The sequence below is a fragment of the Bacillus sp. BR3(2024) genome (assembly GCF_039134555.1).
GTDB lineage: Bacteria > Bacillota > Bacilli > Bacillales > Bacillaceae_G > Bacillus_A > Bacillus_A cereus.
This window is the reverse complement of the sequence record NZ_CP152433.1, coordinates 3425522-3450873: the sequence shown is the minus strand read 5'-3', so window position 1 is coordinate 3450873 and position 25352 is coordinate 3425522. Positions and strand designations below refer to the sequence as shown.

Sequence of the window (25352 nt, the reverse complement as noted above, 5' to 3'; positions counted from 1 at the left end):
GATAGATTATATGAACAAAACGGTATTGCTTGTTGAAGATGAAAGAAGATTACGTGAAATTGTTAGTGATTATTTTCGTAATGAAGGCTTTGAAGTAATCGAAGCAGAAGATGGAAAAAAAGCGCTAGAGTTATTTGCAGAGCATGAAATTGATTTAATTATGTTAGATATTATGTTACCGGAAATAGATGGATGGTCTGTTTGTAGAAGAATTAGAAAAGAATCAGCAGTACCAATTATTATGTTGACAGCACGTTCGGATGAGGATGATACATTGCTAGGTTTCGAATTAGGTGCAGACGAGTATGTAACGAAACCATTTAGCCCGAAAGTATTAGTAGCTCGTGCAAAGACGTTATTGAAACGTGCGGATGGTGCGGTAGGAGTAGCGGAAGAAAATGCTATGTCTTTAGCTGGAATAGAAGTGAATCGTCTATCTAGAACTGTTTTAGTAGATGGAGAAGAAATTATATTGACACATAAAGAATTTGAACTTCTTGTGTATTTAATGGAGAACAAAGGAATTGTGTTATCACGTCAACATTTATTAGACCAGTTATGGGGATATGACTATTACGGTGATGACCGAACGGTTGATACCCATATTAAAAAACTTCGAAATAAGCTAGGAGATAAAGCAAAGCATATCGGTACTGTTATTCGAGTTGGTTATAAATTTGAAGAATAATCTAGAACGATTTGTGTAATTTAGCCTAGGGAAATGGTAATTTTATACTCTCTTTTGAAGGTAAAATGTACAAAAAATACTTTTTTTGTCTACAATGTTAGATAAGTGTATTTTTTTAATTGGATTTCACGATGAGTTCACAAGAAGGACACAAAACGTGACTATACTGAAAATACGAATTCACCAGAGAGGGGAAATAAAACATGGGCTATTACGACGGACCAAATTTAAATGAAGAGCATAGTGAAACGAGAGAAGTGAGAAAATCAGGTAGTAAAAAAGGCTATTTCTTCACAGGTTTAGTGGGAGCTGTAGTCGGAGCGGTTTCGATTAGTTTTGCAGCACCATATATGCCATGGGCTCAAAATAATGGAGCGCCAGTATCATCATTTAGTTCGGATTCAAAAGTAGAAGGTACTGTAGTTCCTGTTGTAAATAAAGCGAAAAATGAAACTGATTTACCTGGTATGATTGAAGGGGCGAAAGATGTTGTTGTAGGTGTTATTAATATGCAACAAAGTGTTGATCCATTTGCAATGCAACCGACAGGTCAAGAACAACAAGCCGGTTCAGGATCAGGTGTTATTTATAAAAAAGCAGGAAATAAAGCATATATTGTAACAAACAACCACGTAGTAGATGGAGCAAATAAACTTGCTGTGAAGCTGAGCGACGGAAAGCAAGTTGATGCGAAATTAGTTGGTAAGGACCCTTGGTTAGACTTAGCGGTTGTTGAAATTGATGGATCTAATGTAAATAAAGTTGCCACTTTAGGTGATTCAAGTAAACTTCGTGCGGGTGAAAAAGCCATTGCAATCGGTAATCCACTTGGATTTGATGGAAGTGTAACGGAAGGTATAATCAGTAGTAAAGAACGCGAAATTCCGGTTGATATTGATGGGGATAAACGACCAGATTGGCAAGCACAAGTTATTCAAACGGATGCAGCGATTAATCCAGGTAATAGTGGTGGTGCATTATTTAACCAAAATGGTGAAATAATTGGGATTAATTCAAGTAAAATTGCACAACAAGAAGTTGAAGGAATTGGATTTGCTATTCCAATTAACATCGCAAAACCAGTTATTGAATCTCTTGAAAAAGATGGAGTAGTAAAACGTCCAGCTCTTGGAGTAGGTGTTGTTTCACTAGAAGATGTGCAAGCTTATGCAGTCAATCAATTGAAAGTACCGAAAGAAGTAACAAACGGCGTTGTATTAGGTAAAATTTACCCAATATCACCAGCTGAAAAAGCTGGTTTAGAGCAATATGATATTGTAGTAGCATTAGATAATCAAAAAGTAGAGAATGCTCTTCAATTCCGTAAATATTTATATGAAAAGAAAAAAGTAGGCGAGAAAGTAGAAGTTACATTCTACCGTAACGGTCAAAAAATGACGAAATCGGCTACTTTAGCAGATAATTCAGCTACAAAGAATCAATAATCGAAATAAAAGAAAGTCTCTTTCATATTGAAAGAGACTTTCTTTATCGGCTATACTAAAGGAATAGGAGGGATTAATTATGACAATTGAAAACCCAACTCGTACGGAAATTGGTGAAGTGTTAAAGAAAAGCAAAACAATTGCGGTTGTTGGATTATCAGATAAGCCAGAACGTACATCGTATATGGTTTCAAAAGCAATGCAAGATGCTGGATACCGCATTATTCCAGTTAATCCAACAGTAGATGAGGTGCTCGGAGAAAAGGCAGTTTCTTCACTAAAGGATATTAAGGAACACGTTGACATTGTAAATGTATTTCGTCGCTCAGAGTTTTTAATGGATGTTGCAAAAGAATTTGTAGAGATTGATGCAGATGTTTTTTGGGCACAATTAGGAGTACAAGATGAGGATACATATAAACTTTTAAAAGAAAAAGACTATACTGTAATAATGGATCGTTGTATTAAAGTAGAACATGCGATGACAAAATAGTATAGATTTAAAGGTAGAAAGATTGATTCAGCCCTCATTATAGATAAGTAGGGCCGATGAACGAGGTGTTCATCATGAGATTTTTTAAAGGCTGTTTTTGGGGATTGTTACTTGTAATCCCATTTTGGATCTTGATCATTTGGATCATAATAAAGGTTTGGAATGTGTAATCTTGGAATACATATCCATTTCTCGTTGACAAACGATTATTTTTCTGAAATAGTAGCCTAGAGGAATCCTTGTGAGAAAACAAGGATTTTTCTATTGAAAATGGTATATAAAAGAGATAAGATAACTTGCCAAAACGATAGTCGAGGCGTTATTCTATAATAGAAACATATGTTCTGATTTTGGATTAGGAAAGGGGCAAGGAGTTTGGCGAAGCATCAGTTCCAATATAATGAAGATGCGATTCAAGTGTTAGAAGGACTTGAAGCCGTTCGAAAACGCCCGGGTATGTATATCGGGAGCACGGACAGCCGTGGATTGCATCATTTAGTATATGAAATAGTAGATAACTCCGTTGACGAAGCGTTAGCGGGATTTGGCGACGAAATTTCAGTCGTAATACATAAAGATAATAGTATTAGCGTTATAGATAAAGGGCGAGGAATGCCTACGGGAATGCATAAACTTGGGAAACCTACACCTGAAGTTATTTTAACTGTACTTCATGCCGGTGGTAAGTTTGGTCAAGGTGGTTACAAAACGAGTGGTGGTTTACACGGTGTTGGGGCATCGGTTGTAAACGCCTTATCAGAATGGTTAGTCGTAACGATTAAGCGTGACGGAAATATTTACGAACAACGCTTTGAAAATGGCGGTGTTCCTGTAACGACGCTTGAGAAAATCGGGAAGACGAAAGAGTCTGGTACTACGATGCATTTCAAACCAGATACAACGATTTTCAGCACAACAAATTATAATTATGAAACATTATGTGAGAGATTACGTGAATCTGCATTCTTATTAAAAGGGATGAAAATCTCAATAAAAGATGAACGAAATGATTTAGAGGATGTATTTCATTATGAAACGGGAATTGAAGCTTTCGTTTCCTATTTAAACGAAGAAAAAGATTCCATTCATCCAGTTGTATATTTCACTGGTGAACAAAATGGAATTGAAGCAGAACTAGCATTTCAATTTAACGATGGCTACTCAGAAAACATTTTATCGTTTGTAAATAACGTACGTACAAAAGATGGTGGAACACACGAAGCTGGATTTAAAACAGCGATGACGCGTGTGTTTAACGAGTATGCTCGTAAAGTAGCACTATTAAAAGAAAAAGATAAAAACTTAGAAGGTACAGATATTCGTGAAGGTGTAGCGGCTATCGTTTCGGTACGTGTACCAGAAGAAGTGCTTCAGTTTGAAGGGCAAACGAAGGGGAAACTAGGTACAAGTGAAGCGCGTTCTTCAATTGATGCCATTGTATCTGAGCATTTAGCATACTTTTTAGAAGAAAATCCTGATGTAGCTACACTTCTTGTGAGAAAAGCAATTAAAGCAGCACAAGCACGTGAAGCAGCCCGTAAAGCAAGAGAAGAAGCGCGTAGTGGTAAGAAAAAGAAAAAATCAGAAGGTACGTTAAGCGGGAAATTAACACCTGCACAATCACGTAACCCGCAAAAAAATGAACTATACCTAGTAGAGGGTGACTCTGCCGGTGGTTCTGCAAAACAAGGACGAGACCGACGTTTCCAGGCCGTATTACCGTTACGTGGTAAAGTAATTAATACAGAAAAAGCAAAGCTTGCTGATATCTTTAAGAATGAAGAGATTAATACAATCATTTATGCGATTGGCGGCGGTGTAGGAAATGAATTTGATGTTGAAGATATTAACTACGATAAAGTTGTAATTATGACCGATGCCGATACGGATGGGGCTCATATTCAAGTATTGTTATTAACGTTCTTCTACAGATATATGAAGCCACTTATCGAAGCTGGTAAAGTATTTATCGCACTTCCCCCTTTATACAAAGTAAGTAAAGGAAAAGGTAAGAGTGAGGTAATTGAATACGCTTGGTCAGATGAGGAATTAGACGGTGTAACGAAAAAAGTTGGAAAAGGCTATATGTTACAACGTTATAAAGGACTTGGTGAAATGAATGCGGATCAATTATGGGAAACAACAATGAATCCTGAAACGCGTACATTAATTCGCGTGAAAATTGATGATGCAGCTAGGGCAGAGCGCCGCGTTACAACGTTAATGGGCGATAAAGTAGAACCGCGCCGTAAATGGATTGAACGTAATGTACAGTTTGGTATGCAAGAAGAAGGAAATATTTTAGAAAATGAAATGATTATGGAGACGGAGGTGGAATAACATGCAAGCAGAGAAGTTTCATGACCTCCCGCTTGAAGACGTGTTAGGTGATCGCTTTGCACGTTATAGTAAATATATTATTCAAGATCGTGCACTTCCAGATGCGCGTGACGGCTTAAAGCCAGTACAAAGACGTATTTTATATTCTATGTATGTAGAAGGTAATGTACATGATAAAGCGTTCCGTAAGTCAGCTAAAACAGTCGGTAACGTTATTGGTAATTATCATCCACATGGTGATTCCTCTGTATATGAGGCGATGGTACGTTTAAGCCAAACTTGGAAAGTACGTAATGTTTTAGTTGAAATGCATGGTAATAACGGTAGTGTTGACGGGGATCCAGCAGCAGCAATGCGTTATACGGAAGCTCGTTTATCACCAATTGCATCTGAGTTATTACGTGATCTTGATAAAGAAACAGTAGAATTCGTATCAAACTTTGATGATACGAGTGAAGAACCAGTTGTATTACCAGCAGCGTTCCCGAATTTATTAGTGAACGGATCTACAGGGATTTCCGCTGGTTATGCAACAGAAATTCCTCCGCATCATCTTGGAGAAGTTATTGATGCTACAATGATGCGTATTGATAAGCCAAATAGTACTGTTGATGATTTATTAACAGTTATGAAAGGACCAGATTTCCCAACAGGCGGTATTATTCAGGGGATTGATGGTATTAAAAAGGCGTATGAAACAGGTAAAGGTAAAATTATTATTCGCGGAAAAGCAGAAGTTGAAACAGTGCGTGGTGGGAAACAACAAATTGTAATCACTGAAATTCCTTACGAAGTGAATAAGGCAAACCTTGTAAAGAAAATGGATGAATTACGTCTAGATAAAAAGTTAGATGGTATTGCTGAAGTGCGTGATGAGACAGATCGTACTGGTTTACGAATTGTTGTTGAATTAAAGAAAGAAGCAAACGCCGAAGGTATTTTAAATTATTTATATAAAAATACAGATTTGCAAATTCCATATAACTTTAATATGGTAGCGATCAATAATCGTCGTCCAACACTTATGACATTACCGAAAATTTTAGATGCTTATATTGGACATCAAAAAGAGGTTATTACGAGACGTTCGCAATATGAATTAAGAAAAGCAGAAAATCGTCAACATATTGTAGAAGGTTTAAAGAAAGCATTATCGATTTTAGACCAAGTAATTGAGACAATTCGAGCTTCAAAAGATAAACGTAACGCGAAAGATAATTTAAGTGCAAAATTTGGCTTTACAGAAGCACAGGCAGAAGCAATTGTTTCCTTGCAATTATATCGCTTAACGAATACAGACATTACGGCGTTACAAGAAGAAGCAGATGAGCTTAATAAGAAAATTATTGAGCTACAGGCAATTTTACAAAGTGAAAAAAGATTACTTCAAGTAATTAAAACTGATTTAAAGAGAGTTAAGAAAACGTATAGTGATGATCGACGCGCGATTATTGAAGATCAAATCGAGGAAATTAAAATCGATGTAGAAGTGATGATCCCACAAGAAGATGTCATCGTTACTGTAACGAAAGAAGGATATGTGAAACGTACTGGATGGCGCTCACATAATGCCTCAAACGGCAAAGACTTCGGTATGAAAGAGGGTGACATCTTACTTGAACGATTCGATACGAATACGACAGAGACAGTCCTCTTATTTACGAATAAAGGAAACTATATATATCTGCCAGTATACGAAATGCCAGATATTCGTTGGAAAGATTTAGGTCAGCACGTTGCTAATATCGTTTCACTCGACCGGGATGAAACAATCATTTGGGCAACGGTTGTACCGAACTTTGAGGAAGAAAAACGATTTATCGTATTTGTAACACGAAATGGTATGATAAAGAAAACAGAATTAAATCAATATAAAGTTCAGCGTTATTCAAGGGCATTCGTTGCTGTAAACTTGAAAAAAGATGATGAAGTTGTCGATATATTTGCGACAGATGGAACGAGTGATATTGTTCTTGCTACACACGGTGCATATGCACTTATTTTCCATGAAGAGGAAGTAAGTCCAGTCGGTGTAAGAGCTGCTGGAGTGAAAGCAATTAATTTAAAAGAAGATGACTATGTCGCTTCTGGTAAACCGTTAAATGGTGACAAAGATCAACTTATTCTCGTAACACAGCGCGGTGCTGTAAAACGCCTAAAAGCATCAGAAATTGAGAAATCAACGAGGGCGAAGCGAGGTCTTGTTATTTTCAAAGAATTAAAACGTAATCCGTACCGCATTGTCGGTATTGAAATCGTTCGGGACGATGAATTAGTTTACATGAAGACAGAGAAAAACATTGTAGAAGAAATTGATCCGAAAGCGTATCGAAATAAAGACCGGTATAGTAATGGTAGCCTTGTGCTAGATGTTAATGATACTGGTGAAGTAGTAGAAACGTGGACGAAGAAAAGACCAGAATAAAGAGGGCATCTTGCTATGAATAGTAGCAAGATGCTTTTTTCTAGGCAATTTATTATGTAAATAATAATAATCTTGTTATAATAACTGAATGAAATCGTTCTCATAAAGTTCAACTAATCGGGCTTTAACAAGCAGTTGATTCCTCACCTAATTCCTTAGCTTTCACTGAATTTTGGGTTAGGAATCTTACTGCTCGTTAAAGCGGCACAAATGGAGGGGCAACATGAAAAAAATAGGTGTAGGGATTGTAGGATTTGGTTTTTCTAGTACGACATTTCATATCCCACTATTACAAACAATAGAAGAATATGATATTCGTGCTGTATTATCCTCAAAAGAAGAGGTAGTAAAAGACACATTACCAAACGCTAATGTTGTTAGTACAATTGATGAATTGGTGAAGCGAGCTGATGTTGACTTAGTTGTTATTACATCACCTAATACAACTCATTTTCCATATGTAAAAGAAGCAATTTTAAAAGGTAAGCATGTTGTTGTAGAAAAACCATTTGTTGTCTCAATTGAAGAAGGGGAAGAGCTTATTTCATTAGCAGAGCAGCATAATGTAATGTTAAGCGTATATCATAATCGTCGTTTTGATAATGATTTCTTAACAATTAAGAAATTGTTAGGAGAAAACAGAGTAGGGAATGTATACGCATATGAATCGAATTTTGATCGTTTCCGTCCACATGTACGTGATCGATGGAGAGAAAAAAATCTACCAGGCTCCGGTATATTATACGATTTAGGATCGCATTTAATTGACCAAGCGTTATCAATATTCGGGAAACCAGATGCGATAAGTGCAGATGTAATAAAACAACGACCAGGTGCAGAGGTGGATGATTATTTCCACATAGTACTTCATTACGGAGTTAAACGTGTCATTTTACGTAGTAGCAGTTATGTGAAAAAAGCTGGACCACATTTTATAGTGCATGGAGAGAAAGGTTCTATCGTGAAGTACGGTATGGATTCGCAGGAAGAGCAATTAAAAAATGGAATGAAGCCAGGTGATAACGGTTATGGAGTAGACGATGAAGAGAATTTTGCTACTTTAGAAACAGAAGACAGCTTAGAGCGTATTCCAACAGAAGTCGGTTGTTATGACAATTATTATAAAGGTGTACGAGATAGTATATTAAATGGTGAGGAACTACCTGTAACAGCAAAAGAAGGTTTAGATGTTATTAAAATGATTCAATTAGCGATTGAAAGTAGTGAAAAGGCTAGAGTCATTTCTATAAAATAAAAAGACACGAAATTCGTGTCTTTTTTATTAGGAATATGTGAATATGATTAATTAATTAGTTTAGTCGTTTATCATACATTAATTGGATTTGTATGCCATAAGGATCTTCAATAATACCATATGCTTCACTAAATATATTTTTTTCTAGCGGAGAGATTATTTTCACATGCTTATCGGAAATTAAATTATTATAAAACCGTTGTATTTCTTCTAAATTAGCGCTTTGAATGCAAAGTGACATGTTATTTCCAACGTTATAACGTTCATTATGCTTCATTGTATCTTCTGCTATCATTAGCTTTGTATTCCCAATTTGTAAAACAGAGTGAGCAATATGATCTTTATTTTCACTTGTAATTTTAAAAGAACTATCTCTTTTCGCCAGTTCTTCATACGTAACAATCATTAATTTTTTGGCTTTTAAATTACGTGTATAAAAGTTAATCGCCTCCTTTGCTTGCCCGTTCATTGAAAGAAAAATAGCTATCTCTAATGTCATAAATATATAACTCCTTTATTAGTTGATAATTATAATATAGATTAAAAAGGTTTCAATACATGATACCTTTTTGGGAGGGAAATATGAAAAAAACTGAACGAATAAATGACATGCTTATTTTCTTAAATAATAAAAGATATTTTAATTTAAAAGATTTAATGGCTAGATATGATATTTCTAAAAGTACTGCGTTGCGAGATATTCAATCATTGGAAGAAATAGGTGTACCCATATATTCTGAATTAGGTAGAAATGGAAGTTATAAAATTATAGAAAATAGTGTGTTATCGCCAATTTATTTTAGTGTGGATGAAATGTATGCGTTATACTTTTCAATTCTTACGCTAAATGGATACAAGACAAAACCATTTAATGTAGAAAGTATTGCGCTTGAAAATAAATTTAAACATGTATTACCTGATAATGTGAGTAAAAATATTTCAATTATGGAACGAACGCTTTCCTTTGAAGTAACAAATCATAGTAATTTTAGTCCGTTCTTAAAAGAAATTTTACAGGGAATTTTTGCTGAGCAAGTTTATCATTTAACATATTTAAAAAAAGGTGAGGAGAAAGCATTGGTTGCCCAATTTATTCGAATAGAATCTAAATTTGGCCAGTGGTATGCTAAAATCTTTAATTTTGAGACAAATCATGTTCAAATAATTAGATGTGATAAAATTCTTTCTATTGTGGAAACAAGCAATGTTCATCCAAAAAATCTTGAAGAATTATTAAGTTATCTTACTACCTTTCACAGAAAGTCTGATGCAATTGATTTTAGCGTCATTGTTAATCAAAAAGGAAAAGACATTTTTGATAAAGAGAATTACCCTTCCATGAGGTTGCAAAAGGAAAATGAAAATTACATTATAACAGGCTATTTTAACAAGCAAGAATCTGATTTTATTTCAAATTATTTTCTGAATTTCGGTGAAACGATTATTTCAATTCAGCCTGTTATGCTAAAAGAGTTAATCTATAATAAGGTGTTATCTATAAAGCAGCATTTAACTTCTTTAAGATAAAGTTAGTTTTAGCTATTTATTTGATATGAAAAAGCCCTTGAGATTTAAATATCCAAAGGGCTTTTTGGTGATTGTATTTGTTTTTTAGAAACAATTATTTTTCTGGGACGGACAGTCCATAAAAGAACATCGTAACGATATCTTTTATATGTTTTTCCCGATCTCCTTCAAGAAGTTGTGCTCCAAATTCATCACCTAATTTTGTAAACATTTGAATGTAAAGTAACATCATTTCTTTAGTAAGGTGTGGATTAATTTCGTTTTTGCGCTGAGCTTGTTCTAATATTTCTAAATACCAGGGTAGGGTTTTTTCATTTTGATAACTATAAATAAACTTACGGAGTTCTTCGTCCCTTTGCATCATTTGTAGTAACATATCAGGTTGAAATAATCCGCCAGTATTCATTTTTCTTACAATCATTTTTTGCATCATATCATGAAAAGGTAATTTTTCTTCTGCAAGCTCTTTATAATATTGAAATTCAGATATGATAAATTCTTGTATAAGCTCCCTAAATAACGCATCTTTACTTCCGAAATGATTATAAATTGTAACTTGAGAAACGTTTGCTTCTTTTGCGATATGTTCTATTTTCACTTCATTAAATCCACGTTCTGAAAATAATACGAATGCTGCTTCTTTAATGGCACGCTTTTTCTTTTCTTTTACTCTTTCAAAGCCGTTCAATGCAATCACCTCACTTAAAATATACAAGAAAAAATAATGGAAAACAATAATTTTGAAATATGGACTAATAAATATTTCAAAAAGTTGTTGCGAATATGGAAGATGAGGAGTACAATAATTTTGAAATATCAAACATTAAATATTTCAAAAAATGAGGTGGAATTATGATTTCAGTTCAAGATGTCACAAAACAGTTTTCGAACGGAAAAGGTTTGTTTCATATTACATTTGATGTAAAAGAGGGAGAAGTATTTGGTTATTTAGGACCGAATGGTGCCGGGAAATCAACGACGATTCGTAATTTAATGGGATTTATAAAACCGACAACTGGTAAAGCGACAATTTTTGGATTAGATTGTTGGAATGAAGCGGCGAAAATTCAAAGGGAAGTTGGTTACTTACCGGGTGAAATTTCTTTTATTGAAGGAATGAACGGATTAGAGTTTTTAAAATTAATGCAAGGAATGCGTGGATTAAAGGATACGAAAAGACGAGATGAACTGATAGAGCGTCTGCAATTTGATGTGAAAACACCGATTCGCAAAATGTCTAAAGGAATGAAGCAAAAAGTAGGGATAGTCGCTGCATTTATGCACGATCCAGAGGTGTTAATTTTAGATGAACCAACATCTGGACTTGATCCACTTATGCAGCAAGTATTTATAGATTTAATATTAGAGGAAAAGCAAAGAGGAAAAACAATCCTAATGTCATCACATATTTTTACTGAAATTGAGAGAACTTGTGATAGAGTAGCTATTATTAAAGATGGTCGACTCGTAACGGTTGAAAATATTCACGATTTACAAAGTATGAGAAGACAGGTGATAGATGTAACAGTATCATCAGAAGAAGAGATTGAGTCCCTTACAAAGTGTAATTTGCAATTTGAAGCGGTAAAAGGCAGAGAGGCATCTATCATTGTACAAGGAAACTATCAAACTGTTTTACAAACACTTTCAAACTATAATGTAACGGCACTTCAAACGAGAGCGATGGATTTAGAACATTTATTTATGCATTATTACGATAAGAAAGAAGGGGTAACGCATGAATAAGCAATTATTTTTAGCTAGTTTGAAAGAAACACAAAAAAGTATTTTGAGTTATGCGTCTGGTGCAGCTTTATATCTGTGGTTATTAATTTGGATATTCCCGTCAATGGTATCAGCGAAAGGGCTAAATGAATTAATAGCTGCCATGCCTGATAGTGTGAAAAAAATCGTTGGTATGGAAAGTCCGATTCAAAACGTAATGGATTTTCTAGCGGGCGAATACTATAGTCTATTGTTTATTATCATTTTAACAATTTTTTGCGTAACAGTTGCGACACATTTAATTGCTCGTCATGTAGATAAAGGAGCAATGGCATACTTGCTAGCAACACCTGTATCTAGAGTGCAAATTGCGATTACACAAGCTGCTGTTCTCATATTGGGACTTCTAATTATTGTATCTGTTACGTATGTAGCTGGGTTAGTAGGTGCAGAATGGTTTTTACAAGATAATAACTTAAATAAAGAATTATTTTTGAAGATAAATGTAGTCGGAGGGCTCATATTTTTAGTCGTTAGTGCGTATTCATTTTTCTTTTCTTGTATATGTAATGACGAAAGAAAAGCACTAAGTTATTCAGCGAGTTTAACTATCTTATTTTTCGTATTGGATATGGTAGGGAAGTTAAGTGATAAGTTAGAATGGATGAAAAACCTATCATTATTTACGCTGTTTCGTCCGAAAGAAATTGCTGAAGGATCATATAATATATGGCCGGTAAGTATAGGTTTAACTACTGTAGCGCTTTGTATTTTTATCGTAGCGATTGTAGTATTTAGGAAGAGGGATTTACCGTTATAGAGTAGAAAGTCCACTGAGAAAGTGGGCTTTTTTTATTTGTAAATTTAAACTAGTATGTTTATTGCATCCTTATAAAGGATATTTATCTTTTCAGTTACAAAAATATTCAAAAAAGTGAACCTTTTTCTAGGTTCATACGTCTAATATATGTAAAGTTAAATTGGAAGTGATGAAGTGAGGATGAAACAGGAGGAGCAATTGTGAAAGTAATCCCTTTATATAAAATGATTGTAAAAGAAGAAACGGATGTTTCTTTAGCGAAAAAAGGTGATCATGAAGCCTTTATAGCGCTTATACATACAGAAAAAGCGAAGATGTATCGAATAGCAAAGGCGATGTTACGTGATGAGACAAATATAGAGGATGCGATACAGACAACAATTTTAAAAGCCTATGAAAATATAAAAAAATTAAAAAAAGAAGAATTTTTTCAAACTTGGTTAATTCGAATACTAATAAATGAGTGTAACAATATTATTAGAGCGTATAAAAATGTAATTGTGACAGAAGAGAATGATTACATTATGAGTGCGTGTGATCAGTATGAAGATATAGATTTGTGTAATGCGATTCAATCGTTACATGAAGAATTAAGAGCTGTTACGGTGCTTTATTACTATGAAGACATGAATCAAGAGAGTATAGCAAAGCTGTTAGAAATACCGAAAGGAACAGTGAAATCAAGATTATCACGTGCGAGGGAACAACTACAAAAACGATTAAAGATGGAATAGGGGGTGTAAAGGATGGATAATGAAAAATTATTTGATGAGAAATTAAAAAAGAGAATAAAAGATGAAAATGTTATTGTACCTCCAGAGTTAAATGAAAAGATTAATGGCACGCTACATAATCTTAAGGTAAAAAAGAAGAGTTACAAAATTCATATGATGATAATTAGTGCAGCGGTTTGTATACTTTCAGTGGTATCTATGTCTGAGTTTTCTATACAAAGTTTTGCGCAAAATGGTGGAGTATTTGAATATGTAAAGAAAAAAGCGTTTTCTGATTATGAAAATGAAGAAGAAATAAAATCGAATGTACATTATCCAGATAAAGAAAAGATTCATCAAAAAATGCTAGATTCTATTGATTATTTTAAAAATATTTCAGGACAATTTGAGGAATATTCTAGCTCATCAAGAATTGCTACAACATATAAGTATGCGATTGATACGGAGAAACAAAGAGGTATCTCTTCGAAAGAAGATAAACTAGCCAAAAAACGAACAATTATATATAACGAGGGCAAGAAAAAAGAGTTTGATGATGAGAAGTATACCTATAAAGAGACAAAATGGAACCCGAAAGAAAGAAACAATGAACTATTAAAATTAAATCCTACGGAAAGGTTAGTGAGAAAATCAGATGAGAAAAAGAGATATGATGATGAATATATAGGGCTAGCTAAATATAGTATTCAATCAGAATTCGCAGATTTATTAATTCGATATAAAGATTGGAATTATAAAGAAACGAAATATCTTGGATTAGATTGCTACAAAATTGAAGGAGTTATAAACATAGAGATGCCTGTTAGCACCTCTGAAAATTTAAGAGGGAAATTCGAAATGGTTGTGGAGAAAAATACAGGGATTATGTTGAAATTTCTTAGTTTTCAAGAAGGCTTGATTCAATATTCAGTTACGACTGAATGGATACAAATAGATAAGGGATTGAAAGAAAGTATATTTCAAAAGGATAGCGCTAAATATGAAAAAATGAAAAACATATTGGATGAATAGAAACAGGAGGAGAGTAAATGGGGAATCATTCATCTTTAAGAGAAGAGAAAAATAAGCAAAAATATAAAAAGAAAAAGATAATAAGTTTACTATTGGCGGTATTACTATTTGGTGGAATTGGCTATGGAGCCTATGTATATATGAAAACTTCTAGTCTTGTACAAAAATCTAATTTGAATTTAGCACGAGGTGAAAAATCCAATTTACGTGAGAAATCTGTAAAGCCAATTGCAAATCATGTTTCACTTTTAATTATGGGAATTGATGAAAATCAAGAACGACAAAAGGAATATAATGGTGCATTTCATACAGATGCATTATTGTTAGCGACTTTTAATAAAGACGATAAAACAGTGAAATTAACGAGCATACCACGTGATACATATACATATGTTCCAGTTGAAAAGAAAAAAGATAAAATAACCCATGCATATGGAAGTGGTTTCGTTAAAAATGGTAAAGATGGAGGACCGCAAGCTTCTGTGGAAGCGGTAGAAAAATTGTTACAGGTGCCTGTTGATTATTTTGTGAAATTTAATTTTGGTTCCTTTACTAAAATTGTTGATGGGTTAGATGGTATTGAAGTGGATGTCCCAGTTGAATTTACGGAGCAAAATAGTAAAGATGAACCTGATGCGATTCATTTGAAAAAAGGATTACAAAAATTAAATGGGGAAGAAGCACTTGCACTAGCAAGAACGCGCCATATTGATAGTGATGCAATGAGAGGACAGCGCCAACAACTTGTTATTGAAGCGATTTTAAGTAAATTAAAAAGTGTAGGATCGGTTACGAAGCTAGAAAAAATAGTTGAGGCGGTTGATGATGATTTTAAAACAAATTTAGTAATGGATGATATTTTATCTTTTTATAAATACGGTTTAAACGGTTCAGTTGAAAAAATACAATTAGCTGGTGATGATTTATACTTACCTAATGGCCCAAACGGGCAACGTGTATATTATTATAATCCTAATAAAAAAGATCTACAGAGTTTGAGTAATACTCTTAGAACACATCTAGGATTAAGTGAAAAACAGATTGAGGAGAATTAAAGCAGATGTAATGTCTGCTTTTTTATTATGTTAAATAGTATGTCTTTTATTCGTAAATATTATATACTATTTTCAAATTTAAGATAATAGTGTAACATAAAGTTATAGTTTAAGTTAAATAACAGGGGGCTATTACATAGAATATATCATTAGCAATTATTGAAATAGTATGGGAGAAATGAAAATACAGGGGAGTATCAAAAATGAGAATCGTAAAGAATTTAACATTCCAAGTTATTGTGGCCATTATTTGTGGTATTGCAGTAGGGGCAATTTGGCCGAGTGTTGGACAACAAATGAAGCCAATTGGTGAAACATTCATCAATATGATTAAAATGGTTATTGCACCGATTATCTTTTTAACAATTGTGCTCGGTATTGCAAGTATGGGAAGTATGAAAAAGGTAGGCCGTGTTGGTGGGAAGGCACTATTATATTTTGAAATTGTTACAACAGCGGCTTTAATTATTGGTATCATCGTAGCGAATGTTGTACGTCCAGGAGATGGATTAGATCCCTCAAAACTAAAAGGCGGAGATGTTTCACAATATGTACAAAGTGGGCAAGAAATGAAATGGATGGATTTCTTTTTACATATCGTGCCGTCTAACATGTTTGAAGCATTTGCCAAAGGTGATATTTTACAAGTTCTGTTCTTCTCCATTTTATTCGGAGCAGGGTTAACGATGTTAGGAAAAAATGGACAACCGGTTATTGACTTTTTTGAAAGATTATCGAAAGTATTTTTTAACATTTTATCAATTGTAATGAAATTAGCACCGGTTGGAGCATTCGGTGGGATGGCATTTACAATTGGGAAGTATGGTTTAAGCACGCTCATACCACTTGGTAAATTAATGATTTGTGTATATGCGACAATGGCATTATTTGTTTTTATTGTTTTAAATTTTATTTGTAAATTGTATAAATTTAGTTTGTGGAAATATTTAGCGTATATTAAAGAAGAATTACTTATTGTTCTCGGGACATCATCGTCAGAATCAGTACTGCCGCGGATGATGACAAAGATGGAAGACTTCGGGTGTTCGAAACCGGTAGTAGGTTTAGTCATTCCAACAGGCTATTCTTTTAACTTAGATGGAACAACAATTTATTTATCGATGGCTACTATATTTTTAGCGCAAGTTTTTCACGTCGATCTTTCACTAGGTCAACAATTAACTATAATAGCTATTTTGTTAGTTACATCTAAAGGAGCAGCAGCAGTAACCGGCGGGGGATTCATTGTACTAGCATCTACTCTATCTGCAATGAATGTTATCCCATTAGAAGGTTTAGCGTTATTACTTGGTGTAGATCGTTTCATGTCAGAAGCACGTGCTATCGTTAATTTAATTGGTAACGGTATTGCAACTGTAGTTGTTGCGAAAAGTGAAAATGAATTTGATGATGAGAAGTATACGAGAGTAGTAGAGGAAATGAAAAGAGAAAAAATGGTCGGGTAAAAAGTCAGCTTTGCTGACTTTTTTATTTTTGTAGAAAAGATGTTTTTAGATATATGCATTATTTATTAGCAATAATTAACAAGTATTCAAGTGGTAAATGAGATGAAAGTGATTAAAACAACGAATGTGTATGAATGCGAAATAAGGTTTGAACAAAATATGGAATTTTTATGAATATTACTGTAAAAAAATAATTTTTTAAAAATTTTCAATAATAATACTTTACAAAAATTAAAAAATTAGTAGAATAAGAATTAGTAAGAATCGTCTGATAAATATATAGAGAAAAACAGAATTATCAGAAAATTCTTTAATAGCTATCGTTAAGAATTAGGGAGGGTACAAAATGAAAAAGAAACAAATGAAAAAACTAACAGCAGTTGTAGCACCGGTTTTAGCAATGAGCATGGCGTTAACAGCATGTTCTACATCAGGTGGAGATAAGAAGACAAGCACAAATTCTAGCTCTAGTGGAGATAGTAAATCAGGGGAAAAATTAGCAGCAAAACAAGTGTTAAATCGAACAGTAACACAAGAGATTCCGACGATGGACTCTTCAAAATCAACTGATACAGTATCTTCACAAATGCTAGGTAATACGATGGAAGGGTTATATCGTCTTGATAAAGACAATAAGCCGATTCCAGCAGCAGCAGAATCTAGCACGAAAAGTGAAGATGGTAAAAAATATACGTTCAAACTACGCAAAGATGCAAAATGGTCAAATGGAGATCCAGTAACTGCGAAAGATTTCGTATACGCTTGGCAACGTCTATTAGATCCAAAAACAGCTGCTGAGTATGCATTTATCGCATTCCCGATTAAAAATGCAGAAGTAGTAAATAAAGGAGAAAAACCTGTAACTGAATTAGGAGTAAAAGCAGTAGATGATCTTACGCTTGAAGTTGAGTTAGAGCAAGCAGTACCGTACTTCTTAAACTTAGTAGCATTCCCATCATATTATCCATTAAACGAAAAGTTCGTAAAAGAAAAGGGCGAGAAGTTCGGTTTAGAGTCTGATACAACTGTCTATAATGGACCGTTCGTTCTTAAAGATTGGAAGCATGAACAAGGATGGCAATTAAAGAAAAATGATCAATATTGGGATAAAAAGACTGTGAAACTGGAAGAAGTTAACTTTAGTGTTGTTAAAGAGGCTGCGACTTTAGTCAATCTATATGATAGCGGTCAAGTTGACTTTGCTTTATTAAATGGAGAGTTCGTTGATAAATATAGAAGCAAGAAAGATGAATTTGGCACATATTCACAAGTGAGTACGTATTTCATTCGTATGAACCAAAAACGTGATGGACAAGACACGCCATTAAAGAGCAAAAAATTACGTGAAGCAATTGCGCTATCAATTGATAAAAAGAATTTAGCAAATGTAATTTTAAATGATGGATCAAAAGAAGCTGACTTCTTAGTACCAAAAGGGTTAGCAACTGGACCGGACGGTAAAGATTTCCAAGAAACATTTAAAAACGGTTTGAAACCAAATCCTAAAAAAGCTGCTGCAGCTTGGGAAGAAGCGAAAAAAGAACTTGGAAAAGATCAAGTTACGATTGAATTCTTAAACTACGATACTGGTAATGCGAAAAAAGTTGGCGAATATATTAAAGATCAGATTGAGAAAAACCTAAAAGGTGTAACAGTTAATATTAAACTTCAACCATTTAAGCAAAAACTAAAATTAGAAACTGAACAACAATATGATATTTCGTATGGCGGATGGAATCCGGATTATGCAGATCCAATGACGTTCTTAGATATGTTTGAGACTGGACATTCTCATAACCAAATGAGCTTCTCTGACCCTAAATATGATGGCATGGTGAAAAAAGCTGGAACGGAATTAATGAGCGATGCGAAAAAACGTTGGGAAGAGTTAGGAAAAGCTGAAAAAACATTACTTGAAGAAGATGTAGCGATTGTACCTTTATATCAACGTGGAGATTCTTATGTTTTACAACCAAATGTAAAGGGAGTAGTAAAACATAATATCAGTCCAGAATTTAGCTTTAAGTGGGCATATGTGACTGAAAAATAATAGAGTTGAAAAAGCATTTAAAAGTGGCTTAGCTACCTTTAAATGCTTTTTTTGTGAGCTTAAAATACTAATTTTTAGTATGGTTAAATAGAGGAGAATAAGGTGTATAGTATGTACATATAGTAGATGGGGGATAAATCCTACTAAAATAAAAAGTCAGAATATTTAAAATTAAACTATTTACAAATGCGAAAAAAAGAGTAGAATAGCATTAGTTGTAATTTTCATAAAAATAAATCTTTAGTAAGGGGTCTCTCAAGGGTTGGTAATGTACATATAATTAGGGAGGGTACAAAAATGAAGAGAAAAAAGATGAAAAAGTTAACGGCAGTTGTGGTACCAGTTTTAGCGATGAGTGTTGCATTGACAGCATGTTCTGGGTCAGGTGGGGAAAAGAAAACGACTACTACATCAAATAGTGGGGAAGAAAAAAAATCTGATATTAAATATGCAGCGAAACAAGTATTAAATCGTACGGAAAACCAAGAAATTCCGACGATGGATACTTCTAAATCTACTGATACATTAGGTGCGCAAATTTTAGGGAACACGATGGAAGGCCTATATCGCCTTGATAAAGATAATAAGCCAATTCCTGCTGCGGCAGAGTCTAGTACGAAAAGTGAAGATGGTAAAAAGTATACGTTTAAACTGCGAAAAGATGCAAAATGGTCAAATGGTGATCCTGTAACAGCGAAAGATTTCGTTTTCGCATGGCAGCGCTTACTTGATAAGAATACTGCGGCAGAATATGCATTTATTGCTTACTATATTAAAAATGCAGAAGCGATTAATAAAGGAGAAAAACCTGTAACTGAATTAGGAGCGAAGGCGGTAGATGATTACACGCTAGAAGTAGAATTAGAAAAACCGGTACCTTATTTCTTAAATTTATTAGCATTCCCATCATACTATCCATTAAATGAAAAATTCGTAAAAGAAAAAGGTGATAAGTACGGTTTAGAAGCAGATACAACTGTGTATAACGGTCCATTCGTTATGTCTTCATGGAAACATGAACAAGGTTGGCAGCTGAAGAAAAATGATAAGTACTGGGATAAAAAGACTGTGAAATTAGAAGAAATTAACTATAGTGTAGTAAAAGAGGTTGCAACGAAAGTAAACTTATATGATACAGGATCAATTGATTTTACATTACTATCAGGAGAGTTTGTAGATAAATATAAATCGAACAAAGAAGAATATGGTGAGTATGCGGAATCAAGTACATTCTTCTTACGTTTAAATCAAAAACGTAACGGACAAGATACGCCTTTAAAGAGCAAAAAACTACGTGAAGCAATTGCATTATCGGTTGATAAAAAAGGATTGGCAAATGTAATTTTAAATAATGGATCGAAAGCAACAGATCAATTGGTTCCAAAAGGACTTGCGACAGGGCCAGATGGTAAAGATTATCAAGATACATTTAAAAATGGTCTGAAATATAATCCGAAAAAAGGAGCAGCAGCGTGGGAAGAGGCGAAAAAAGAACTTGGAAAAGATCAAGTTACAATTGAATTGCTAAGTTATGATGATGGAACTGCGAAAAAGATTGCTGACTATGTAAAAGATCAAATTGAGAAAAATTTAAAAGGTGTAACGATTAATACAAAAATTCAGCCGTTCAAACAAAAATTAAAATTAGAAACTGCGCAAGATTATGAAATTTCTTATGCAGGTTGGAGTCCAGACTATGCGGATCCAATGACATTTATTGATATGTTTGAATCGAAGAGCCCGTACAACCAAATGAGTTATTCAAATCCAAAATACGATGAAATGGTAGGAAAAGCAGGTAATGAATTAATGAGTGATGCGAAAAAACGCTGGGAAACGTTAGGGAAAGCTGAAAAGTTATTCCTTGAAGAAGATGCAGGGTTAGTTCCTTTATATCAAACAGGAAGATCGTACGTAATGAAACCGAATGTAAAAGGAATTGTGAAACATAACATCAGTCCAGAATATAGCTTTAAGTGGGCGTATGTAACTGAGGATGGCGGAAAAAAATAAAGTGAAAGCATTTCAAAAGTGGCTGAGCTGCTTTTGAAATGCTTTTTAGTATGCATAAGGGAATAAATCTCGTTAGCCTATTGAGAATCGGGTAGGTAATTAGGAAGGTTCTATCGGAGGAAAATAGAGAGGTCAGTAAGTAGTAAGACAGATGAATGATAGTAAGAGACCTCATGCTAATAAGAAAAATATAGAATGTAGTAATAGATTGGAATAAGGGAAGGGATGTTTACATATAGTAGACGGGGGATAATTCATATAGTAGTTAAAACAGCAAGTTACTATAATAAAAAAATAAATATTTAGAAAATTTACAAAAATACTTTACAAAATTTTAAAAAACAGTAGAATATTAATTAATAAGAATTTTCTGATAACAAAAGTTAGTAGAGAATTTCTAAATGTTAATATCGTACATATAATTGGGGAGGGTACAAAAAAATGAAGAGAAAAAAGATGAAAAAATTGACAGCGGTTGTAGCACCAGTTTTAGTAATGAGTATGGCATTAACAGCTTGCTCTGGATCAGGAGATAAAGAGAAGGCAAGCACAACACCAAAAAGCGGTGAAAAAGAAGGCGGAAAGCTAGCGGCGAAGCAAGTGCTTAATTTAACAGAGTCTCAAGAGATTCCATCTATGGACTCTGCTAAAGCGACAGACCAAGTATCGTTTCTAGCTTTAAACAACGTAATGGAAGGTTTATATCGACTTGATAAAGATAATAAAGCAACACCAGGAGTTGCTGAATCATATAAAAAGAGTGATGATGGTAAAAAATACACATTTACATTAAATAAAAATGCAAAATGGTCAAATGGAGAGCCTGTAACAGCGAAGGATTTCGTGTTTGCTTGGAAACGTGCGGTAGATAAAAATACAGCAGCAGAATATGCATACATTATGTTTGATTTGAAAAATGCACAAGCGATTAATGAAGGAAAAGCTGAACTAGATACGTTAGGAGTAAAAGCTGTAGATGACTATACGTTAGAAGTAGAATTAGAAAATCCAGTTCCTTACTTTGTAGAATTAACTTCATTTGGAACATTTTATCCATTAAACGAGAAATTTGTAAAAGAAAAAGGAGAAAAGTACGGTTTAGAATCAGATACGACGTTATACAACGGACCGTTTACATTAACAGACTGGAAACATGAAGAAGGTTGGAAGTTAAAGAAAAATGCACAATATTGGGATAATAAAACAGTTAAGTTAGATGAAATCAACTTTAACGTAGTAAAAGATAGCGGTACACGTGTTAACTTATATGAAAGTGGACAAATCGATCGTTCAGGACTTACATCTGAATTTGTTGACAAATATAAATCAAGCTCCGACTTCTTTACACAAAAAACACCGTCAACATACTTCTTACGCTTAAACCAAAAACGTGGTGGGCAAGATACAGTGTTAAAGAGCAAAGATCTACGTTTAGCGATTGCAAAAGCGTACGATAAAAAAGGCTTAACGAATGTAATTTTAAATGATGGTTCTACACCTGCAGATTATTTAGTGCCAAAAGAATTTGCTAAGAGCCCAGATGGAAAAGACTTCCGTAAAGAAAATGGAGATATTTTAAAAACAGATGTGAAAAAAGCAAAAGAGCATTGGGAAAAAGCGAAAAAAGAGCTTGGAAAAGATGCAATTACAGTAGAACTATTAAACTATGATGGTGATGGTGCGAAAAAAGTAGGAGAATTCTTAAAAGGAGAACTTGAGAAAAACCTACCAGGTTTAACGGTGAATTTGAAAAACCAGCCATTTAAACAAAAGTTAAAATTAGAATCAGATCTAGATTATGATTTATCTTACGCTGGTTGGGGGCCTGACTACTTAGATCCAATGACATTCATTGATATGTTTGTTACAAATGGCCCTCATAACCAAACAGGATATTCAAATCCTAAATATGATGAGATTATACAAAAAGGTAAAGGTGAGCTATTAACGAAAACGAAAGAGCGTTGGGATAGCTTACTGAAAGCGGAGAAAATGTTATTGGAAGATGCAGCAATTGCACCATTATATCAACGTGGTGATGCTATCGTTCAAAGACCTAAAGTAAAAGGTATTGTTCACCATCCAGTTGGTGGAGACTACAGCTATAAATGGGCATATATTACAGAGGATAAGTAAGATGAGGGGCGTACAATACGCCCTTTTTTCTATGCACTTTTCTTCCGTCCTCGAATATATAAAATAAAAAAGGGAGAATCCCATGAAGCGAAACACATACATCGATTTCCTAGCTTATTACGGAATAGGAAGCGCTCATCCTGGTGGCTTTACGTTAACAAAACAATTGTTAGCACAACTGCCTTTTAAATATGGAGCGAATGTCCTTGAGATAGGTTGCGGTACGGGGAAAACAGCGGCATATATGACAAGGGAATTTGGTTATAAAGTAACAACGGTTGAAAAGAATGAAATTATGATTCAAAAGGCAAAAGATAGATGGTTGTTTGAAGGGTTAGATATACAATTAATTGAAGGAAATGTGGAGCATTTACCGTGTTTGAATAACTCATTTGAGTTCGTACTTGGAGAATCAATCATCGCTTTTACAGACAAAGAGAGGGTTATCTCGGAATGTTATCGTGTATTACAGCAGGACGGTAAGCTTGTTGTCATTGAAATGATTATTGATAGGCACATTGATAAGGGTGAGGAAGAAAAAATCGCCCAATTATATGGTATGAAAGAATTATTAACTGAGAATGAGTGGGTACAATTATTTCAGAAAGCAAATTTTAAAAGAATTACAATTGCTGGCGGTGGCACGATTGCAGAAACGATCTCTGGCTATGTAGAAGAGCCAGAATGGAATGTATCCTCACATATTCCGAATGAGTTATATGAGGCGTGGGTACAGCATGAAAATGTACGGCTTATGTACCAACACATTTTAGGGCATCGTATTTTTATATGTGAAAAATAAAGAAAAAGAGTTGGCTAAAGGTAGCCAACTCTTTACTATGTTAAATGAAAAATAATGCAGCTAATGTAATTCCGAAGATGAAACCAAATCCGAGTTCAACACCCCAGCCACAACCGCCGCCTCCCCAGCCGCCGCAACCACAACTACTACAACCACGACCACCACATCCGCAGCTGCTGAATCCACCACCGCATCCGAATCCACAACTATCACACCTGCTAAGGCCTCCACAAAGGTCACAACCACCGTTTGCATAAGCGTCATAGTAGCCGAATCCTGAATCAAAAGATGAGCGCTGTTGCACCGGTTCAATCCATACAGAGCTTTGTGTCACATCGATTATTTTCCCTAAATGTATACGGCCATCACGGTCTTCAATCCGAACAACTTTTCCGAAGTAACGTCGGCATGTATCATAACATTTTTGTCTATGCATGTTCTTTCCTCCTTCCGCATTACAGTAATACGATATGTAAGGGGGACAAGTGCGGCTTGTACGAATGCCCTATCTATCATAATTGTTATAGGAAAGGGGAAATATAAGAAGAGGATATATAAGGAGGAAAAGGCATGAAATCTACAGATCAGTTTCAGACATACGAAGTACCGTGGGAAGAATTTATTGAAGCGTTGCGAGAGGAAATGAAGAAGCAAGTAGGGGCAGATATTATTGATACAGTAGTTTGCAATTTAGAAGATGGTTTTGAAGTGTATACATATGTGCAGGGGGATTTAGATTTTGAATATAAGGAAGCGCTTGAGAGAAAATACGGAAGTGATGCGAAGACACCTAATGTGTTAACGATAATGTTATTAGCTAGTATTTATAATACAAGTGAAGAGAATATACGCTTGCATGCGGATCATAAAGAGAATCCGATTGTTGAAGTGTATGTAAAGCAAGGAAACACGCTGTGAAAGGCGTGTTTTTTTATTGTATGATAAAATGTTAGAAAATTAAGAAAGAAGGTGATGAATTGGGAATTAAACATCTTAATTTAACAGTTGCAGATGTAGTAGCTGCAAGAGAGTTTTTAGAAAAGTATTTTGGCTTAACTTGTAGTGGAACAAGGGGGAATGCCTTTGCAGTTATGCGTGATAATGATGGATTTATACTAACGTTAATGAAAGGAAAAGAAGTTCAGTATCCAAAAACATTTCATGTAGGATTTCCACAAGAAAGTGAAGAACAAGTAGATAAGATAAATCAAAGATTGAAGGAAGATGGATTTTTGGTCGAGCCTCCTAAGCATGCCCATGCGTATACGTTTTACGTTGAAGCACCTGGTGGATTTACAATAGAAGTGATGTGTTAAGTTAAAAATCAAACTTTTTGTTATGTGTTTTTAAAATAAAAAGTAGGAAAA

The 25352-nt window shown here is 34.4% G+C and carries 22 protein-coding genes; 19 read left to right on the top strand and 3 right to left on the bottom strand.

From position 1 onward, the window contains the following. The first annotated feature begins 10 nt into the window (after nt 1–10). From V7S45_RS17620 to V7S45_RS17595, 6 genes are all read left to right on the top strand, one after another. Nucleotides 11–688 (top strand): response regulator transcription factor, encoded by a 678-nt coding sequence (locus tag V7S45_RS17620; protein WP_001044679.1) that lies wholly within the window; start codon nt 11–13, stop codon nt 686–688. Between the two features lie 203 nt (nt 689–891). After that, nucleotides 892–2133 carry a trypsin-like peptidase domain-containing protein gene (locus V7S45_RS17615; RefSeq protein ID WP_000542646.1) on the top strand — a complete coding sequence of 414 codons (1242 nt, stop codon included), beginning with the start codon at nt 892–894 and terminating at the stop codon, nt 2131–2133. 79 nt (nt 2134–2212) lie between these two features. After that, complete coding sequence (locus V7S45_RS17610) at nt 2213–2626, top strand: CoA-binding protein (protein ID WP_000151390.1); 414 nt, start codon at nt 2213–2215, stop codon at nt 2624–2626. A gap of 375 nt (nt 2627–3001) precedes the next feature. Continuing rightward, nucleotides 3002–4966: a DNA topoisomerase IV subunit B gene (parE, locus tag V7S45_RS17605; protein WP_001062202.1), complete on the top strand. Its 1965-nt coding sequence runs from the start codon at nt 3002–3004 to the stop codon at nt 4964–4966. A gap of 1 nt (nt 4967) precedes the next feature. Continuing rightward, nucleotides 4968–7391 carry a DNA topoisomerase IV subunit A gene (gene parC, locus V7S45_RS17600; protein WP_001147464.1) on the top strand — a complete coding sequence of 808 codons (2424 nt, stop codon included), beginning with the start codon at nt 4968–4970 and terminating at the stop codon, nt 7389–7391. A gap of 223 nt (nt 7392–7614) precedes the next feature. Beyond that, entirely contained in the window at nt 7615–8646 is a 1032-nt protein-coding gene (locus tag V7S45_RS17595) for an oxidoreductase (RefSeq protein WP_342761443.1), read from the top strand. A gap of 55 nt (nt 8647–8701) precedes the next feature. Here the strand turns inward: V7S45_RS17595 and V7S45_RS17590 are convergent, their stop codons facing one another. Beyond that, on the bottom strand, nt 8702–9145 hold the full coding sequence (locus V7S45_RS17590) for a VOC family protein (protein ID WP_025687662.1): 444 nt from the start codon (nt 9143–9145) through the stop codon (nt 8702–8704). 59 nt (nt 9146–9204) lie between these two features. Between V7S45_RS17590 and V7S45_RS17585 the strand changes: the two genes are divergently transcribed. Continuing rightward, complete coding sequence (locus V7S45_RS17585; RefSeq protein WP_002041615.1) at nt 9205–10173, top strand: WYL domain-containing protein; 969 nt, start codon at nt 9205–9207, stop codon at nt 10171–10173. A 94-nt stretch (nt 10174–10267) separates the two neighbouring features. On the opposite strand, the gene V7S45_RS17580 is transcribed toward V7S45_RS17585, so the two are convergent. Further along, the gene (locus tag V7S45_RS17580; protein ID WP_342761442.1) at nt 10268–10870 is read right to left on the bottom strand and encodes a helix-turn-helix domain-containing protein; all 603 of its coding nucleotides are present in this window, start codon (nt 10868–10870) and stop codon (nt 10268–10270) included. A 155-nt stretch (nt 10871–11025) separates the two neighbouring features. Here V7S45_RS17580 and V7S45_RS17575 point away from each other — a divergent pair, with 155 nt between their 5' ends. From V7S45_RS17575 to V7S45_RS17530, 10 genes are all read left to right on the top strand, one after another. Beyond that, entirely contained in the window at nt 11026–11919 is an 894-nt protein-coding gene (locus V7S45_RS17575; protein ID WP_025688682.1) for an ABC transporter ATP-binding protein, read from the top strand. Beyond that, nucleotides 11912–12718 carry an ABC transporter permease subunit gene (locus tag V7S45_RS17570; protein WP_025688680.1) on the top strand — a complete coding sequence of 269 codons (807 nt, stop codon included), beginning with the start codon at nt 11912–11914 and terminating at the stop codon, nt 12716–12718. The genes V7S45_RS17575 and V7S45_RS17570 overlap by 8 nt, the downstream gene beginning before the upstream one ends. A 200-nt stretch (nt 12719–12918) precedes the next feature. Continuing rightward, nucleotides 12919–13452 carry a sigma-70 family RNA polymerase sigma factor gene (locus V7S45_RS17565; protein WP_000864730.1) on the top strand — a complete coding sequence of 178 codons (534 nt, stop codon included), beginning with the start codon at nt 12919–12921 and terminating at the stop codon, nt 13450–13452. 12 nt (nt 13453–13464) lie between these two features. Next, complete coding sequence (locus tag V7S45_RS17560; protein ID WP_088345592.1) at nt 13465–14463, top strand: anti-sigma factor; 999 nt, start codon at nt 13465–13467, stop codon at nt 14461–14463. A gap of 17 nt (nt 14464–14480) precedes the next feature. Beyond that, on the top strand, nt 14481–15518 hold the full coding sequence (locus V7S45_RS17555) for an LCP family protein (protein ID WP_000526727.1): 1038 nt from the start codon (nt 14481–14483) through the stop codon (nt 15516–15518). 203 nt (nt 15519–15721) lie between these two features. After that, complete coding sequence (locus V7S45_RS17550; RefSeq protein WP_001223629.1) at nt 15722–16984, top strand: dicarboxylate/amino acid:cation symporter; 1263 nt, start codon at nt 15722–15724, stop codon at nt 16982–16984. A 346-nt stretch (nt 16985–17330) separates the two neighbouring features. Next, the gene (locus tag V7S45_RS17545) at nt 17331–19034 is read left to right on the top strand and encodes a peptide ABC transporter substrate-binding protein (protein ID WP_000730167.1); all 1704 of its coding nucleotides are present in this window, start codon (nt 17331–17333) and stop codon (nt 19032–19034) included. A 297-nt stretch (nt 19035–19331) separates the two neighbouring features. Then, entirely contained in the window at nt 19332–21047 is a 1716-nt protein-coding gene (locus V7S45_RS17540) for a peptide ABC transporter substrate-binding protein (protein ID WP_000823467.1), read from the top strand. A 441-nt stretch (nt 21048–21488) separates the two neighbouring features. Further along, nucleotides 21489–23183: a peptide ABC transporter substrate-binding protein gene (locus tag V7S45_RS17535; protein WP_342761441.1), complete on the top strand. Its 1695-nt coding sequence runs from the start codon at nt 21489–21491 to the stop codon at nt 23181–23183. A gap of 82 nt (nt 23184–23265) precedes the next feature. Next, on the top strand, nt 23266–23985 hold the full coding sequence (locus V7S45_RS17530; RefSeq protein WP_000828250.1) for a class I SAM-dependent methyltransferase: 720 nt from the start codon (nt 23266–23268) through the stop codon (nt 23983–23985). Between the two features lie 40 nt (nt 23986–24025). On the opposite strand, the gene V7S45_RS17525 is transcribed toward V7S45_RS17530, so the two are convergent. Next, complete coding sequence (locus tag V7S45_RS17525) at nt 24026–24421, bottom strand: hypothetical protein (RefSeq protein ID WP_000555000.1); 396 nt, start codon at nt 24419–24421, stop codon at nt 24026–24028. 134 nt (nt 24422–24555) lie between these two features. Between V7S45_RS17525 and V7S45_RS17520 the strand changes: the two genes are divergently transcribed. Next, nucleotides 24556–24903 carry a hypothetical protein gene (locus V7S45_RS17520; protein WP_000842902.1) on the top strand — a complete coding sequence of 116 codons (348 nt, stop codon included), beginning with the start codon at nt 24556–24558 and terminating at the stop codon, nt 24901–24903. 59 nt (nt 24904–24962) lie between these two features. Continuing rightward, on the top strand, nt 24963–25301 hold the full coding sequence (locus V7S45_RS17515) for a VOC family protein (RefSeq protein WP_000511515.1): 339 nt from the start codon (nt 24963–24965) through the stop codon (nt 25299–25301). Nucleotides 25302–25352 lie beyond the last annotated feature (51 nt).